12 protein-coding genes, 1 tRNA gene and 1 pseudogene are annotated in these 16413 nt (G+C 59.9%); 4 read left to right on the forward strand and 10 right to left on the reverse strand.

Features of this window, described 5'->3' with window-relative positions; translation table 11 throughout:
- Nucleotides 1-42: 42 nt before the first annotated feature.
- Entirely contained in the window at nt 43-792 is a 750-nt protein-coding gene (locus JO015_10320; GenBank protein MBV9999496.1) for an alpha/beta hydrolase, read from the forward strand.
- A gap of 214 nt (nt 793-1006) precedes the next feature.
- Here JO015_10320 and JO015_10325 read toward each other — a convergent pair.
- Nucleotides 1007-1186: pseudogene (locus tag JO015_10325) on the reverse strand (hypothetical protein).
- Between the two features lie 111 nt (nt 1187-1297).
- On the reverse strand, nt 1298-2236 hold the full coding sequence (locus JO015_10330; protein ID MBV9999497.1) for an MBL fold metallo-hydrolase: 939 nt from the start codon (nt 2234-2236) through the stop codon (nt 1298-1300).
- A 605-nt stretch (nt 2237-2841) separates the two neighbouring features.
- Between JO015_10330 and JO015_10335 the strand changes: the two genes are divergently transcribed.
- Nucleotides 2842-4206: a hypothetical protein gene (locus tag JO015_10335; protein ID MBV9999498.1), complete on the forward strand. Its 1365-nt coding sequence runs from the start codon at nt 2842-2844 to the stop codon at nt 4204-4206.
- 345 nt (nt 4207-4551) lie between these two features.
- Here the strand turns inward: JO015_10335 and JO015_10340 are convergent, their stop codons facing one another.
- The 3 genes from JO015_10340 to JO015_10350 all read right to left on the reverse strand — a co-directional run bounded on the left by JO015_10340 (nt 4552) and on the right by JO015_10350 (nt 5442).
- Nucleotides 4552-4929, reverse strand: a complete 378-nt coding sequence (locus JO015_10340; GenBank protein MBV9999499.1) for a hypothetical protein — start codon at nt 4927-4929, stop codon at nt 4552-4554.
- Complete coding sequence (locus JO015_10345) at nt 4884-5267, reverse strand: Fic family protein (protein ID MBV9999500.1); 384 nt, start codon at nt 5265-5267, stop codon at nt 4884-4886. The genes JO015_10340 and JO015_10345 overlap by 46 nt, the downstream gene beginning before the upstream one ends.
- 103 nt (nt 5268-5370) lie before the next feature.
- Nucleotides 5371-5442, reverse strand: a tRNA-Arg gene (locus JO015_10350).
- A 452-nt stretch (nt 5443-5894) separates the two neighbouring features.
- Between JO015_10350 and JO015_10355 the strand changes: the two genes are divergently transcribed.
- Nucleotides 5895-6701: a hypothetical protein gene (locus tag JO015_10355; protein MBV9999501.1), complete on the forward strand. Its 807-nt coding sequence runs from the start codon at nt 5895-5897 to the stop codon at nt 6699-6701.
- A gap of 111 nt (nt 6702-6812) precedes the next feature.
- On the opposite strand, the gene JO015_10360 is transcribed toward JO015_10355, so the two are convergent.
- From JO015_10360 to JO015_10370, 3 genes are all read right to left on the reverse strand, one after another.
- Entirely contained in the window at nt 6813-7763 is a 951-nt protein-coding gene (locus tag JO015_10360; protein ID MBV9999502.1) for a sugar kinase, read from the reverse strand.
- Nucleotides 7760-8383, reverse strand: a complete 624-nt coding sequence (locus tag JO015_10365; protein ID MBV9999503.1) for a bifunctional 4-hydroxy-2-oxoglutarate aldolase/2-dehydro-3-deoxy-phosphogluconate aldolase — start codon at nt 8381-8383, stop codon at nt 7760-7762. The genes JO015_10360 and JO015_10365 overlap by 4 nt, the downstream gene beginning before the upstream one ends.
- Nucleotides 8384-8539: 156 nt before the next feature.
- Nucleotides 8540-9811, reverse strand: coding sequence for a carbohydrate ABC transporter substrate-binding protein (locus JO015_10370; protein MBV9999504.1), 1272 nt, complete (start codon nt 9809-9811; stop codon nt 8540-8542).
- 445 nt (nt 9812-10256) lie between these two features.
- On the opposite strand from JO015_10370, the gene JO015_10375 reads away from it, so the two are divergent.
- Nucleotides 10257-10703 carry a hypothetical protein gene (locus JO015_10375; GenBank protein MBV9999505.1) on the forward strand — a complete coding sequence of 149 codons (447 nt, stop codon included), beginning with the start codon at nt 10257-10259 and terminating at the stop codon, nt 10701-10703.
- Nucleotides 10704-11034: 331 nt separating this feature from the next.
- Here the strand turns inward: JO015_10375 and JO015_10380 are convergent, their stop codons facing one another.
- Nucleotides 11035-14586 (reverse strand): AAA family ATPase, encoded by a 3552-nt coding sequence (locus JO015_10380; protein ID MBV9999506.1) that lies wholly within the window; start codon nt 14584-14586, stop codon nt 11035-11037.
- Nucleotides 14583-15833, reverse strand: coding sequence for a DNA repair exonuclease (locus JO015_10385; GenBank protein MBV9999507.1), 1251 nt, complete (start codon nt 15831-15833; stop codon nt 14583-14585). Before JO015_10385 ends, JO015_10380 begins: the two co-directional genes overlap by 4 nt.
- Between the last annotated feature and the right edge of the window lie 580 nt (nt 15834-16413).

The raw sequence follows: 16413 nt of genomic DNA on the forward strand, positions 1-16413 counted from the left end.
CTTCAGAGGGACAGGCACCGTCCGGGGTGGCACCGTACGTAAATGAACAAGAAACCCGTCCACTTGCTGGTTCAGGAACAAGCTTTCCCAGGACCGCATTCGGGCCGCGTCCCGTCACCCATCACCCTCCGCAAAGTCGAGCGGGGCCCGGGGGTGCACGATGGCGTAGAGGACGTGCGCCTTGTGACCGACGCAGGCGACATCACCGGCCGGCTTCACCCGGCTCCGGGCGACGGAGTGGTGCTCTGGGTATTCGGTGCCGGGGGCGGCTTGGGCGGGCCGGCGGGAGGACTCTACACGCGGCTGGGCAGTCAACTCCGGGCCGAGGGCATTGCCTCGCTCGAGCTAGCTTACCGCTACCCCGGACGGCTGGGCGAGTGCGTGACGGACGTCCAGGTCGGCCTTGCCTGGCTTGGGACTCAGGGGAAACGCCGGGCCGTGCTCGTCGGCCATTCCTTCGGAGGCGCGGTGGTGATCACGGCCGGGGTCGCAGCGGGTGAGATGGTGCTGGGAGTGGCTGCCCTGAGCAGCCAGACCAGCGGAGCCCTCGGCACGGTAAGCGCGCTCAGCCCACGACCGCTGCTACTGATCCACGGTACCGCCGACGAGGTGCTGCCTGACACGTGCTCGCGTGCGCTTTACGCCCGGGCGGGTGCGCCGAAACAGCTGATCCTTTACCCGGGTTGCCGGCACGGCTTGGACCAGTGTAGGGACCAACTGGACCATGACCTCATAAAGTGGCTCGGGCACGTACTCGGGTTCCGCGGTGGTCATGGCGGCTCAACTCAGTGAACCGATCCACGATTCCCGGCAGAATCAGCAGCCGGGAACCGGCCGCCGCACTCGCCGGTTTAGCAAACCGCTGATAGCCGGATCCGTATCGATAAAGAGCCGGTTACGACTTGCGCGATACGCCGCTGACTTCTTCGAGGAAATCACTGGCCAGTTGCTTGATCCCTTTCTCCTGTTCCAGGCCACCCAAAGCTGTTTCCTCGGCGGCCCGCGCCAGACGGTGCGACAGGGCAAAGAAGCTGGGTACCCAGAGCCCAACGAAGATGGCCAGACGCTCGGCGTGATCGCGATTCTGGTTGCGTTTGGAAAACCAACTGATGAGCGAGACGGCAATCGAAAGGAAACCGGCGGCAAGCGAGAGGTCCGACAGGAACTTCAGGGTTTCCTTATTCAGGGAGAGGTCGTTTTCCATCGTGTATATCACCGGTTCGACGGCAGCTTCCCGATCGGATTGGGCGAATTCTGGAGGGACACCATCACCTGGGGACCGTGCCAACGAAGAAAGTTACGGTACGGAGAAGCAGTCAAGATCGTTTGCAAAGGCCACGGGGCCCGCAAACTTTTTCCGGATCTCCTCGAGGCTCTGGGCTTCCTTACCCAAGGTCCGCAGCATCCGGTGCGACAACACGAGCCGCTTGACGTGTGCCGCCTGAGCGATTTGTCCGATCACCGAAGGCGGCATGTGCAATTGCCGCTCTACCCCGGCAGCCCCTTCCGGAACCGCGTTGTGCGCAACAAGTAAATCCGCCTCTTTAGCCAGGTGCACCAGGTCGGCACCCTCGCCATTCGTGTCGCCGCTAAACACGATGGCCTTGCCGCCAATCTCAACGCGCCACGTCAAGGACGGTACAGGCCCATGGATGACCCGATCGGCGTACACTGAAAGGCGTTCGCCACGAAACACCACCGCGGCGGGGTCCCCGGCCACGTCGTGAGGCTGCAATCCATAGCTGCCGTCTCCTTGAGGGAGCAACAGCTCGCTCAAGTACCGATAAACCCCGGTCCGGTATTGAAAGAACGCGCGCACAAAACCTACCGTCGATGGAAACTCGCTGTTGCCCCCGGGGCCGTAGACGGGCAGGGGCCGGTCGCGCCCCTCAAACCATGACGAGAAGATCAGGGCGGGAAAATCGGCAGAATGATCCACGTGGAAGTGCGTGAACAAGATCACGTCGAGCTGGGACATTCTCGCGCCACTCTCATCGAATCGAAGCGCGCTGCCGCCGCCCGCATCCACTAACACCCGGGCCTGTCCGTCCTGCCACACCAGGTAGCTGCTGGACGCCCGCTTGTCTTCTAACTCCGGACCTCCGGATCCGAGCGCTTGAACGGCCACGCCCTGGCCGCCGCAAGCTTGCGCATCCCCCGATGGAACCCCTGGCCAATTGAGGCAAATGGTCACTAAACCGAGCAGCGGGATAATCGGGAAAACGCTTCGATGCATTTATCGTTCACTCCTTTTTGATTACTCGCGCTAAATGGCTGTTATGCAAACCCGTCAGACCAAGCAATTGGCGTCTGAAGCAGGCGGCAATCCGAACAGAAACCTGAATCAAAGCCGGCAGCGACACCGTTCGCGAACTCCCCAGGGGCTCGCATCCGAAAGCGGAGTACCTGCTGAACCGGTACCACCCGACGATGCGGCTGACCACGATGGTTTACTGCAGCTCTGAACCCAAGTGCTGAATGAAACCTGGCGCGGTACCCTGTCGCGCTGGTACCCCGCTATGGAGGTAATCCCCGAGACCCAGGCCGCATAGCTTCCGACGTTTCTGATCTCGTTGCCAACGGTGTGAGTGGTCCCATCCATCCGATCATCCTGCAGGCGTTAGCCATTAACCAAGGGGAAGCTGATTGCAGGCGATCCGCTGCGCAAAAACCGGGCATTATCACTCTAACGTATTATGGTTTTCTATTCCACTTTCGCCGAAGAAACTGGTCTCCACCCAAGCCATCAAGGAACGAAATGTTCCGTGTGTAGGGGGCTTCAAATCCTTCCAAGGTGCGCCCCATCGCTTGGAGCTCTATACACTAACGTAAAGGAAGCAAATGGCCAAATCCATCGAGTACAGCGAATCGATCCCTGAACAGACTAGCAAACATCTCGTCGTGAGAGGCCATGGCGTTTACTTCTGTTTTGACGTTGACCAGTCCACGCCGGTGAAGGAGCACACGGATTTTCTGGACTCGACCCTGGTGCCCTTCATCATCAGGGCCGTAAAGAGACTTGGTCCTGGAACTTACAACCTGATTATGCACGGGTCAGCCAGTGCAACGGGCCAATCGACGCACAATTTCGACCTTGGGTCACGAAGGGCAACCAACATCTTTAACGAGATTGACAAACGGTTTGACCAAAAGAAGAAAACGGATTCATCTCTTTCGATTTTTCAGTTGGAACCGATGATTATCGACCACGGGGATGAGGAGTCGGAAAAAGACCCATTACTCTCGGGAGCACGCAAAAAGGGACCAAAACAAGTCGAGCACGTACAAGCAATTTACAGGTCTGCGATATACTTTACCAGAGCGAAACAAAAAAAGTCGTCTACATTTTCTATTAGAGAGATCTATTTTTTCAAATTCAAGAAAATAGAAGAACCCCTTCCACAAGTTCTTAAGCAGATTTCTGACTTTCTGGACAAACCAGTTCCGCATTTCATCTTTGGCCAGCTAAAGGACAGACTGCTGAAACCTGTTAAAGAGGCATTTGGCGAGCTTAGTTTTTTGGCGGGTCACATGGTGTCGTACCTTGTCCCGAGTACGGCGGACTATTGCTTTGAAATAAAGGATAGCCTGAAGGAGCATGCTCTCTATCGCTTCAACGGGATAAAAAATGAGGACAAATACGAACTCCTCGACCTGATTGGGATGATCACGAAGATTCGCGGTGTTAGTGATGCATTAAAAAGTGCGGCTAAAAAGGCGGGCCTGGCGAAGAAACTATTTTCTATCTCAGAAACGATTTCCAAGGTCACTGACGAGCTTGTCGGCCATGCATATCCAATCTTGGAGAAGCGCTTCGGCCGAGAGATTGCGAACCAGATTAGGGATGCATTCCTAACGGTACGCGAAGGTGCACGCAAGTTGTTTACGGCCATCTCGGTTCCAGGTTCAGAATTTACGCCGTTCCGTTTTCATGACGGTGGGTCAGACCACGCCCTCGCCGGGCTCGCAGGCCCGGCAAGGCGAATTGCCGTCGACGCGGGGTACCATTCGTCAGTCGAGATTTACTTCGGCGGCTCTGCCTCGCCGCGATCGACCGAATGGATGGCCTATGCGCACATTGTGACCGGCTTTCAGATCAGAAATGCGTTTTTTGCAATGGGTCGGGCCGACGGCTCCTTTATCTTGCTCAAATCCGGTTATCTTACTGATATTGCACCGGGGTTATATGATCCGGTCACAGGTTGAGCGTGGTACGATCTATCCGTTCATTTAAATTGAACCGATCGTCAGCGGGGCAAGCATGGACCTTTCAGGGGAGGTTGTGCCGCCCTGGCGCCGCGATATTACGCGTTCACCCCAAGCAGCGGTCCACGCGGCGACCGACGAACGCAAGCCTGGACCGGATCGAGCGATTCTTGAGCGACCGTTAAGGACTCTTGCTGCCCCGCCTCGGCTGCCGTTTTCGCCTGCCGGCAAGTCCAAGCCTGGGCAAACTCTTTGTCAGGGCACTGATTTTATCGGTCCGAGGGGCGCCCTCGGCGCGCTTTTCCAGGCAAGAGTTCGGCGTGCCGGATAGCCACGGCTTTGATATTACACATTCGGCCTTTTCTGGGTGGGAAGAAAGGCCAAAATGATTTCTTTGCGGGCACGGACACCCTTATGGCTTCTCTCCAGCAATTCCATCTTCTCCAAAGCGTCCAGGTCTCGCTGCAGAGTTCGCAAGGTGCTTTGAGCATAGTTCTTGGCAAGCCGTGGCGTCAATTCCATCACCTTGACGGGAACAAAATGCTGGTCAGGTAAGTCAAGCAACAGATCTCTTTGACGCTTGGAAGTTTTGCCCGTCTTCTCTCGGAAGGTCTCGTACACGAAATTGCGCCATGCGACGTCCCATTGTTGAAAACGGATACGGCTTAGTTGCTCCTTTAGGCCGCCGACCAATCCGCGAACCGCATAATGAACGAATGGCAAGATATGTTTCCGCCTGAAGCGCTGGCATTTCTGAGTTGCCGATAATATTCGGTGCGCGTTTGATTGTAATGGTTGCTCAGTAAGTGAGCCGCCGGCGACGGGATGCCGGCATGCAGGAGTAAGTAAAATTCGACCAGTCTCGAGGTGCGCCCATTGCCATCATCGAAAGGGTGAATCCACGCTAGATATAGGTGAGCCACAACGGTTTTGACGATGGCGTAAACTGTCTCCAGCCCCTTCAGAGGCGAGAAATCGCTGCTGGAAAACCATTCGCACAGTCGATCAACCAGCAGAGGGCAATCGTCGGGCGGGGCACCCCGGTATACGTTTCCCACCACGACCGAGCCGGTTCTAAACGCGCCCGGGATGATGCCGGTTCCCTCATGACTTCGCCCGTTTAGGGCAAGTCTTCGTTCGTAAGCGCCTCGTGCTGAGGGTATTTGTCCCCGCCGGGAATCGAACCCGGATTTAAGGTTTAGGAAACCTCCGTTCTATCCGTTGAACTACGAGGACGGTTGCGTGATGAACGCCCGAAGAGGGAAAGGGGGGTCTCAGGTGCTGCTTTTACCAGGCGCTAAGAATTCAGCCTTTCCTCCTCAGCCGCGTTCACAGGCGTTCAGGTAACGCGAAAATCCGTATTCCGCAATGCTTTAGAAGGGTGGGTGTTGGCTGCGGCAAGGGATGAGGGCCCGGGTAACCGTCCCCAGCAGGCCCCAGCGGCCGGCCCGATCTCTTGACCTCAGCCAATCGCACCAGCGCCGGGGACAACTCAGACGCACAAATCCCGAGAAACCGGCCGCAGTCCCCCGGGAGCGATTCAGGGGGGGTGCTTTTAAGTTGTTCTTTTTTCCCCTTTTGTATATTTTTAGCAGAAAATATAGTAATTTAAACGAGCAAGCGCGAAATTTTATCGCCGAATCAGAAGCGGCTCGCCATTCTCGGGCGAGTTATTGCAGATTCTTTTTATGCAACGCTTCGCCTCACTTTCACGCAGCACGCTTCTGATTGTGTCGGTGCTGGCTACCTCATTGCTGTTCAGCGGCAAAACGCACGCACAATTAGTCAATGGTGACCTCGCCGGTCCCGGTTTGCCGCCCGGAGTAAACGCAGAGGGGATCATTCCCGCCGGTCAAACCTCGAGCACCTTGCTGACAGGCTGGACCGCAAGTAAAAGCGAGAACGCCGACTCAAACGTTTATTACTACACAACGAATCCGGACGCCCAAAACGGTGCCTTCTTCTTCCTGAACAATCCCCCGCCCGGTTTTAATTACGCCGTACAGCTCGACAGCACCACGGGCAACGGCACGCAAGAACACTTTACGCAAGGCGCCTCGCTCAGCCAGGCACTGTTTCTGGCTCCGGGTACTTACACGTTAAGCTTTTATATCTCGACGGAAGTTGGCGTCGACCGGGGAGTAGACAAAGGCGGTACGTCCGGCGTTCTGGTAAGCCTGAATGGTTCCGGGATCACCAGCGGCAGCTTGACCAACGCAACGTTCCTCACCACGAGTCCGGTCCCGGCAACGCGCGCCACCGCCCCGTGGACCTCGGAAACGGCTAATTTCACCGTTGGCACCGGCAGCACCGTGACGCTCACGTTCCAGGATGATCCGAACCCGTTACTGGGCAATAACGTGCGTAGCTCTAACATCGGCCTGGGGGGTATTTCGATCGCCGCAATCCCCGAACCGGCTCCGTTGACCCTGATCGGCGTCGGGTTGGTCTCGCTCGTCGGATTCCAGAACCTGCTGAAGCGGCGTCGCGCCTGACGCGAACCGGGGAGGGCCGGTCACCGGTCACCGGTTTTTCGGTTCGATTTACGCTGCTCTGTTTCTGCGCGCCTCCCGTCGAGGGAGGCGCGTTTCTTTTGTCTACGGGGCTCAGCGCCCCGGCTCGGTTTGCCCGGCCAAAAAGGTCTCCAGTTCGGCCCGGGTGGGCAGGCCGGCGTAGTCACCTTGGCAAGCGACGCAAAATGCGCCCAGAGCGGCGCCACGGCGAACGGCATCCGGGAAATCGACCTTATCGAGCAACCCGGATATGACCCCGGCGCAAAAGGCGTCGCCGGCTCCGACCGGGTCAACCTCGGGCACGGCAAACGGCGGCACCGTGCCTCTCCGCGGGCCATCCGCGAATCGGGCGCCCTCGCCGCCGAGTTTGATCGCCACCTGGGTGGGCCCCAATTCGAGCAGGCGCTCCCGTGCACGATCGAGGTCGTTCGTTTCCGCCAGCAGTTCAGCCTCTACCTGGCTTGGCAGCAAAACGTCAGCCCGCCGGGCCAGTTCCAGCAGGACCGGGCGCGCCTCCTTGGCGCCCCAAAGCCGGAACCGCATATTCGGATCGAAAACGATTTTGGCGCCTGTCGCTCGAAACTGGTCGACCACGGCCAAGGTCAATTCACGATTCGAAGGGCTGATGGCAGGAGTGATCCCGGTCACGAAAAGGTAACGGGCCGCCAAGCCCGCGAATTGTTCCGGCCGCAGCGCCGTGGCGGCCGAGTTTTTCCGGTAATAGAACACTTTGGTTGCATTGCCCGGACGCACTTCCTTGAACATGAGTCCGGTTGGCGCCACAGGATCTCGCTGCACCCGGTTGACGTCGATGCCCTCGCCACGGATCACCTTGAGTACCCGGCTGCCGAACGGGTCCGCACCGAGCCGGCTGACCCAGCTCACCCGGTGTCCCAGCCGGGCCAAACCGATGGCGGCGTTGGATTCCGCCCCCCCGACCGACAGATGGAGGCTTGCGGCCATTTCAAGGTTAGGCAGATCGAGAGGAGAAAGCAGGAGCATCGCCTCTCCAAAAGTGACAACGTCAAAAGCGGAATCGTTCATGAACGCGCCTTGCGTGCAGCCTCAAGCAGGCGGTCGGCAGCCGCAGCACACGCCGCAAAGTCCTCACGGCGTTTCGGGATCAACGCCCCACCGACGCCGACGGCCTGCGCCCCTGCGGCAAAGAACTCCGGCGCGTTGTCGAGGGTGACCCCGCCCGTGGCCACCAGCCGGGCCGAAGCCAGGGGAGCCAAAATCTCACGGAAATATTTCGGGCCTAAACTACCGGCCGGAAATACTTTGATGTAATCCGCACCGGCGGCCATCGCATTGTAGATTTCCGTCGGGGTCATCGCGCCCGTAAATATCGGAATTCCATGGGCACGGCTGATCGCGATCACGTCCGGGTGGAAGTTGGGGGTGACCAGAAAATCCGCTCCCGCCGCCAATGCCTCTTCCGCCAGCGACGGATGCGTTACGGTACCGGCGCCGAACATGGCGCCCTCCGGACGCTTGACGTTTCGAATGACGCCGGCGGCGCCGGCCGAGTCCATCGTCATCTCAATCAGGCGGATGCCCCGGCCGAAAAGCATTTCCACGCAGGCATGGATGTCGATCTGCGGCCGGCGCAGGATCGCAATCACGGGTGCCGCATGGAGGGCTTCCGCAAGTTGATGCTTCATAAATGCGCGGTTAAAAGCCGCATAACCGGCGTCTGTTCGGTCGACGTAGCTCGGCCGGGGCCGTCGAGGGGCTTTCCTTCATCGGTTATCTAATAACGAACATCGGGCAAATAGTCACACCAAAGTCGGCCCGGCAAAATCGATCCGGGCCGCGCCTTATCTCTGGAGGCCATAATCTTTGGCCGCCTGGACGAGCGCAGCCGTAAGATGATTCACGTCCCGGTCGGCGACAAACAGGCTGATCGCATCCTCCATGGCTTGTTGAAAGGCAGCCGACGCAGCCTCTCCATGCACGCAACTCGGCACGAGGTCATCCTTGGCGAAGGACGACATCGACCATTGCAGGTACTCGCCAAACTTACTTTTGTCCACGTCGGTGCGGGATGGGATGGCGCCCTTCAACGGGTCAAACGCTTCCTGGGCCTGTTTGCTCCCGATTAATCGCAGCCACGCCGTGGCCTCGACTACGTCCGGTGCGCTCTTGCCCAGGGTAAAGCCGTCCGCCACGACGATGAAACTGCCGTCCGTGCCGGGATGATCAACCCAGCCGAAATCCTGATTTTCCTTCAAGCCCGCCTTTCGCATTTCACCGTAGACCCAATCACCCATGCAGGTGAAGGCGGCTTTGGCCTCAATGACCGCCCGGACTGCCCCATCCCAGGTCAGGGCTGAGTGGTCCGGGTTCTGGTAATCCAGCATCCTGCCGTAGAGCTGGGCCGCCTGTTTCACTTTCGGGTCGTCAAAGGCAAGTTTACCGTTGAACAGGTCTCGCCAGCCTTGGGGTCCCAGCACCCCCAAAAGTGTGTTTTCGAAGATTTCGGCGGTAGCCCAAATTCCGGAATCGCCCACTGCCAGCGGCACAACGCCGGCCGCTTTAAGCTTTTCGGCCGCCGCGAAGAACTGGTCAAAGGTGAGCGCGCCATCGATTTTGATCTGGTTTTTCTCGAGGATTTTTTTGTTGTACCAGAGGACGTTCCCGCGGTGCACCCCGACCAGCACGGCGTACATGTCGCCGCCTTTGGTTACCTCATCGAGCAGAGCTTTGGGCACGACCTTATTCCAACCTTCGCTCTCGTAGAGATCGGTCACGGGATCGCAGGCTTCCAGAGCGACGTAGCGCGCCAGGAGTTCGTAACCCGGGTGGGTCTGCCATGTATCGGGCGGGTTACCCTCGGCCAGCCGGGTCTGCAGGATGGGGCGGGCGGCAGAACCGCCGCCACCGGTCACGGCGGCATTGATGACCTCGACCCCGTGGTTATGCTCTTTATACATCCGGAAAAGCACGTCCAGCGCCGACGCCTCGCTGCCGGAAGTCCACCACGAAAATACTTCGAGGGTTTTACGGCCGGCGGCATCAGCCTCCGGGCACACCTGGACAAGCGCAACCAGGGCCGCACCCAGAATGGACGAACGGAGTAAGGTCTTCATGGAGGTTAAAGGTGAATTCCCTGCACGGTGAGGTTGTCTGCTAAGTGATCGTGGCTCACCGATGACTGGTCGTGACAATCGGCGCCGCGTCCCGCGGAGGCGCTCAGCCGTACGAACGCACCGCGATTGCGGTCTTGGATTCGGATCGCAATTGGTGCGCTCCCGAGGCCCGAGCCGCCGGCCTCAAACCTGGCGCGTTGCCCCGCTGAACCTGACCGGGCGGCTGACGGGCGCCAGCCGGCAGCCCTGCCGCTGACCCGGCGAAATTTGTGCGTTCCTTGAATGGGCGCTGCCCCGCACTCGTCGAAACGAAGACACTTACGGCAGATCAGGCGCGTGGACTGGTTACCCGGGCGGGGCAGATGGGAGGGCGCCTCAGGCCCGACGCACGGGTAACTGACTAAAAAGACATTGCCTTCCTGCCAAGCGAATATATCTAATAGATATGAAAATTAAAGCTCTGTTCCTGGCCGTCGCCGTGCTCGGTTCCGTTGGGTTCGTGCGTGCAGACGACGTAATCCAATTCACGACGCTTCCTCAGACGGTCCAAACCACGGTTATCCGAGAGACCCACATTTCCAACCCGACCTCGGTAACCCGGGTAATCCGGGACGGCGACGTTTATGCGGTCACCGTCAGGGGCGACAGCGGCTCGCGGGTCGTTTACGTGAATGACGCAGGTACGATCGTTGAGCATCATTCGGCTGCGACGACCACGACGACCACCACTACCGAACAGGTTGCACCGGCAGCCGAAACCGTGGTGACGACCGAACAGGTTCAAGGAGATACCGGTCGCTACCAACTGATTGAAAAGAAAGGCAACAAGGAAACTTACCTTGATCGCCAGACCGGACAAAAGGTGAGGGTCAAGCGAGAGGACAACGATTAACGCCGGGCTGGCAGTGACGCCGGGCTTCCTGCAAGGACGATAGCGAAACAGCCTCCAACGATCACATCTGAGTGCGGGCGACGGGAATTCATCCGTCGCCCGTTTTGTTTTGGAGGGTTGAATTGAAAAGATCATCCGCAGAACACGCAGAGAACGCAGAAAAGAGAGAAAACATCCACAGATTACACAGATTGACACAGATTAACGTCACACGGCGGGCGCGACGTAAAAGACTCACACGGCGCCACGGCGGAACACGGCGACCACGGCGGAAAGAGGAACGGAAGACCTGACATTGGCGCCGCTTCCGCAAGCCGTTACCCGTTACCCGTCACCCGGCACCCGGTTTCATTCGTGGCATTTCCTCAGGGCTGCACGCGCCGAGCCGGTGAACCTGCAACAGATCGGGAGGGACGGCCTCCCTGGCTAATTCGATCAGGTGAGCGTGGTGAGTGAAGAAGAGGACCTGGGTTTTCGGACACAGCTCAGCCAGTACGCGGAAGGCGTCGCGTGCCCGGTCGTTGTCGAAGCTGATGAAAATATCGTCGGCGACAAACGGGATCGGCTCGGCGCTCTCCTCCAACTGCCGCTCCAGGCTGGCCAGGCGCAAGGCGAGGTAGAGCTGGTCCCGCGTCCCTTCACTCATTCCGGCCACCATCACCTCTTCGTCATGAGGGCGCACCCCCAGCAGCACCGGGCGATCTTTCTCGTCAAAGCCGGTCTTGAGAGACGCGAACGAATGCCGGGTCAGTTTCGGAAACAGCTCGCTCGCACGCCGGATCACCGGCCCCTGGTTTTCTTCCCGGTAAATTTCGATTTGCTGGCGCAGGATGCTGCACGCGAGGCGAAGGCGCAGGTAGCGAGCGCTTAGAGATTCAATTTGAGCCGCAGCCTGTTGGGCCTTGCCGGCGGCTTCTGCGGCGCGCTCGCTTCCGTCCATCGCTTCGAGCTCCGTTTGGAATTTGCCGCCGGCCGTTTGCAATTTTCCGATGGCTGCCTCCTGCTCCGCGATGCCGGCGGTGAGGGCCTCCGCCTCGGCTGCGAGCCGGCCCGGATTCACTTCCGCAAGCTCCGCGAGGAAGTCTTCAAGGGGAGTACCGCCGCTCAACGGCACGAGCGTGTGCACAAGCTGCTCCGCCTCAGAAGTAAGCTGGCGCGCCCGCGCCGCCCTCTGCTCCATGGCCACAAGTTCATCGCGATCGGCGCATTGGGCTTGTTGCAGCAGGGAATCGAGATCGGAAGTTGCGCGGCGAACTTCCGCTTGGCTTTGCTCGATCGTGGCCTGCGCCTGGGCCAATTGTTCTTCCAGGGCTTTGCGGCGTTCGGCATCCCGTTGCGCTTGCATCAGGCGGCTTTGGAGTCCTGCCGCGGCCTGATCCGCCGGTACGCCGTGCAGATCGGCGGCAACCGCCGGCACGAGGTCCGTAACGTCTTTTTCGAACCGCACGACCATGGATTCCAGGGCCGCGATCTGGGCCAGGCGCTGTTCAGCATCTTTTGCCTTCTGATGATAAACGTCGATCCGACGCACCATCGCCAGGGCCTGAGCCGCGTCCAGCTTCTCGGCCGGCCCGAGCACGGCAACGGCCGCATTCCATTGCTCCTGCCATCCGGCGATCCGTTCTGCGGTTTGCACTTTCTCACGCTCCGCCTTGTCGAATTCCCGCGTGCGCCGTTGGACCTCCGCCGCCAGCGCCTCACGCCGGGTTCTCGCCTGCTCGAGATGGGAAAGGAGCTCGCGGCCGCAGTCGATCAAGGCCGCCAATCCGGCGCCCGGCGCGGCCGGTGCTCCAAGCGTCGCCAGCGCGTCACGAATTTCGGCGGAATGCCGATCCGCGAGTTCTTCCAGGCGCTGAACCGCGCCGGCTTCGGTGCCGCACACGTCTAGCACCCGGAGCACCTCGGCACAGCGCCCGAGCCAGGCACGCATTTCGCGGGGGGGCGCCGGCTGGATTGCACTCGGGCTCCAGGCCGTTTCCCATTGGCCGGTCAGAACGCCCTTTCGATAGAGCAGCAACTCCACGTCCCGGCTCGCGTCGAGCAACCGTTCCTCAGTTTCCTCACGCAAGGCTAGCAGCTGGGCCAATTGCGCAGCCCGCCCGGCTTCGCGCCGCAAACGATCGGCGGCCGCGTCCGCCTCGGCGACCGCGTGCTCATAGGCTTCAACCAGCGATTTTCCGGGCTGAAACCGGTGTTCCGCAGAGTCGTCCCCGGCGCTTCCGAGCCAGGCACGCCGCACTTGTTGCCAGGTGCGGTCACGACGATCCCGCTTCAGTTCGAGCTCCCGTTCCGTCGGAACCTCACCGCGCAACTGCACGGCTTGAATTCGCGCGTCCGTTTCCCTGACCATTTCCTGCAACTCCTTAAGCTGTTGCTCAGCCGCCTTCAGTGCTTCACCGGCTTCCGCGAATTCCAACTCAAACCGGTCAACGGTTTCGATGGATGGCAAGGGCAACCTGGCCAGGTCCGGTCCCGTTCCGTTCCAACGCCCGAGACGGCTGATTTGCAACTCCGCCTGTTGCTGGAGCGTTTGCAACCTGGTACGCGCCTCCCGGAGTTGAGCTTCCAGATCGCCACCCTTTTGCGCGCGGGTTACGACCTGCCGGAGGTGCGCCGGATCGAGAGCGGCAGGGGTTGCGTTGAGCAGGTCCCGGCTCTGCGCCAGCTCTTCACCTGCCGTGCCTGCCCTTTCGGCGGCATCCTGCATGCGTTGGATGAGGGCCGGATACCGGTTGGCGAGCGACTCGATTCGGTCGCGTTCAATGGCAGACAAATCAAGTTTAGCGATCGCTTCACCGTTCAGCCTGGCTTTCAGGTCCTGGAGAATTGCGCCGGCCTCATCGCGGTCACGGCTTTCTCTGGTTCGAAGCGTGGGCAGGTCAGCAACCGCCTGGCGGAAGGCGCCGAGGCGCTGGTTCAGGGCCGTAATGGCCGCCGCTTGTACAATCAACGCTTCGGGCGCGTGCACCCCGGCGATTTCCGTTTCCAGCCGGCGGGCTTCGCGTCCGGCCTCCGCGACGCGGGCAGACGCATCCCGGAGTGTGCGTTCGGCCTCGGCGCGTTCCCGGGCCGCAGATTCCGGCAACGGCACCACCGTTCCAAGCGCGCTGAGTTCTGACCGCACCTCTCGGAGCCGCGCCGCAGGGGGCCAGGCAAACTGGAGACGCTCCAGGCGTTTTTGCTCGGCCCGCATCCGCCGGAGCTCACCCTGACGCTGCTCCAGTTCCGCCTCCAACTCAGCCCCAGCCTCCTGTTTCTTTGCCCAATCGGATGGTCTTACCGACCATTCACGGCTCTGCTTGCGTGCCTGCTGGTATCTCTCGATCGCGCCGTTGATTAATGGCTGGCGTCCCCGTGGCTTGAAGATCGCCTCAGCCTGTCCTTCGAGTTCTCTCAACACCTTGTGCAAACCGGTGACCCCGGCACCCGCCTGGAAAAGGCTCTCCGCAAGATCGCCGCGGCCCTCCCGCAAATCCTCCCCCCCGCGCACCAGGGCTTCGTGATCCAGACGATGCACGCTGGTAAAGGCTTCCTCCGAAATGCCCCCGAGCATCTCGCCAAGCGTACTGTCCGGCAAAGGCTGGTCATCTCCGTCAAGGAGGGTTTTCTGCTGCCCTTTACGCCGGACGATCGTCAGGCGCGCCCCGCTCGAACTCAGCAGTTCCGCACGGATTCGCAGGTCGCGGCCCTTGTGCCGGAAAACGTCTGCGGTCCGCGCGGGAATCCCGTAAAACAGATTGGTCAGGCCCCGCAATGCGGTGCTTTTGCCGGCCTCATTCTCGCCGTAGATGAGATGGAAGTTTTCCTTTTCTCCATCGCCGAAGCGGAGGCGGACATTGCTCAGGCAGCCGAAGGCGACGAACTCAAGGGCGACAATTCTCATGGCGGCTCGTTCGCGGCGAGCAAATGCAGAACCAGGAGCTGTTCGACATCCCCGAGCATTTCGCCGGTGATGGCAGCTTCATCTGAGAGAATCCGTTCACCCAGTTCAGCCGGCAGCTTGCGTCTGAGGTCTTGAAAATTCGCCGCCAATTCCCTCAGGCGAGCCGGGTCCGTCGTCAGCGCCCGGGTAAACCTGACTAATTGGCCCAGGGGATCAGATTGTTGCGCGATGGCGTCAAGGTTGATGGGTGCGCGGGTGTTGAAGTCGACGCGTTCGATCCAGACCTGACCGAGGTCGTTACCCAGGGCACGCACGTCGGCGATGAATTCGTCCGGTCTGGTGGCCAACGCGCGGTGCGCCTCGCAGGAACCGCGCAGGGTCAACCGGACGGCGAGCAGACGGTCTCCGGAATTCCGAACCGCACGGCCCAGCGCCGCCTGCACCCGGGCCAGCAAATCGTCCGTGGCATTCAGGCCGCTGACGTCGAGATCGCATTCGTACCAGCGCACGACGTCGAGGACCCGATGCTCGATGACGGTTTCATGGTTGTCGTTGACGCTTACCAGCGTGCAGCCCTTTTCACCGGTCTCACGGATGTGGCGACCCTGGAGGTTACCCGGAAACACAATCCAGGGCTCACCGGTGCTGAGCACTTCACGCCGGTGAATGTGACCGAGGGCCCAGTAGCTGTACCCCTTGGCGGCAAGGTCGTTCTGCGAACACGGAGCGTAGTTTTCGTGTCCGGGCCGGCCATCGGCGCTGGTGTGGAGGATACCGATATTGAATAGCCCCTCGAGCGGCGCCGGATAGGAGAGCGAGAGGTTTTCCGTCATGGCCTGGGTGGCAAAACTCCGGCCGTGAAGCGCCACCCCCAGGTGTTCCAACCGCATCGTTTGGGCTTCACGAGCGGCGAAACTGTGCACATTGTCCGGCAGACGAAGCTGGCGCGTGATCTTGCTTTCGGCATCGTGGTTGCCGCGGATCAGGAACACGGCGATTTGCGCCTCCCGCAGCCGCGACATCTGCCGGCTGAAAAACAGGCCGGTGTTGTAATCGTGCCAATCCCCGTCATAGAGGTCACCGGCGATCAAAAGGAAATCGGTCTTTTCCTCCAGGCACAAGTCCACCAGCTTCTCGAACGCTTTGCGGGTCGCGCTGCGCAGGTCATGGACCGGCGCACCTTCGTAGCGCTCAAGTCCACGAAGGGGGCTGTCGAGATGGATGTCGGCCGCGTGGACAAATTTCACACCTCATCTATTTAAACCCTTTTGCCACTGTTGTGCGACACCAGAAGCCGGGGGCAACTCATTTCCTTCACACGGCGGGCACGGCGGAAGAAGTTCGGAGTTCGGGGCTCGGAGTTCGGAGATGTCGTATCACCGGGTCCAATCGTCCGGCGGAACGCGGTGAGGGGACAGAATCAGCCGCAGAACACGCAGAAGAACGCAGAAAAGAGAAAACATCCACAGATTACACAGATTGACACCGATTAAGGTCACACAGTGGGCACGGCGATTTGGCGGGCGCAACGTAAGAGTTCACACGGCGAACACGGCGAGCCACGGCGAACACGGCGGGAAGAGGAGAGAGTTCGGGGTTCGGGGCTCGGAGTTCGGAGGCGCCGTAGAACCAGGTCCGACCTCCCCCGAGGTGCACGCTCACACCGCGAGAAGACGGAATCATCCGCAGAACACGCAGAAGAACGCAGAAAAGAGAAAACATCCACAGATTACACAGATTAAGAGGACTTGGCGGTAAATCTAAGGTTGACACTCGCACCTAACCTCCATGATGCCGCTCCGAACTCCGAACTCCGAACTCCGAACT

The organism is Verrucomicrobiota bacterium (genome assembly GCA_019247695.1).
GTDB lineage: Bacteria > Verrucomicrobiota > Verrucomicrobiia > Chthoniobacterales > JAFAMB01 > JAFBAP01.

Excerpts from the sequence above, each read along its gene's own strand:
- JO015_10355 (MBV9999501.1), top strand. The coding sequence starts at position 5,895 with ATGCAACGCTTCGCCTCACTTTCACGCAGCACGCTTCTGATTGTGTCG.
- JO015_10335 (MBV9999498.1), top strand. The coding sequence starts at position 2,842 with ATGGCCAAATCCATCGAGTACAGCGAATCGATCCCTGAACAGACTAGC.
- JO015_10360 (MBV9999502.1), bottom strand. The coding sequence starts at position 7,763 with ATGAACGATTCCGCTTTTGACGTTGTCACTTTTGGAGAGGCGATGCTC.
- JO015_10380 (MBV9999506.1), bottom strand. The coding sequence starts at position 14,586 with ATGAGAATTGTCGCCCTTGAGTTCGTCGCCTTCGGCTGCCTGAGCAAT.
- JO015_10365 (MBV9999503.1), bottom strand. The coding sequence starts at position 8,383 with ATGAAGCATCAACTTGCGGAAGCCCTCCATGCGGCACCCGTGATTGCG.
- JO015_10375 (MBV9999505.1), top strand. The coding sequence starts at position 10,257 with ATGAAAATTAAAGCTCTGTTCCTGGCCGTCGCCGTGCTCGGTTCCGTT.
- JO015_10320 (MBV9999496.1), top strand. The coding sequence starts at position 43 with ATGAACAAGAAACCCGTCCACTTGCTGGTTCAGGAACAAGCTTTCCCA.
- JO015_10330 (MBV9999497.1), bottom strand. The coding sequence starts at position 2,236 with ATGCATCGAAGCGTTTTCCCGATTATCCCGCTGCTCGGTTTAGTGACC.
- JO015_10370 (MBV9999504.1), bottom strand. The coding sequence starts at position 9,811 with ATGAAGACCTTACTCCGTTCGTCCATTCTGGGTGCGGCCCTGGTTGCG.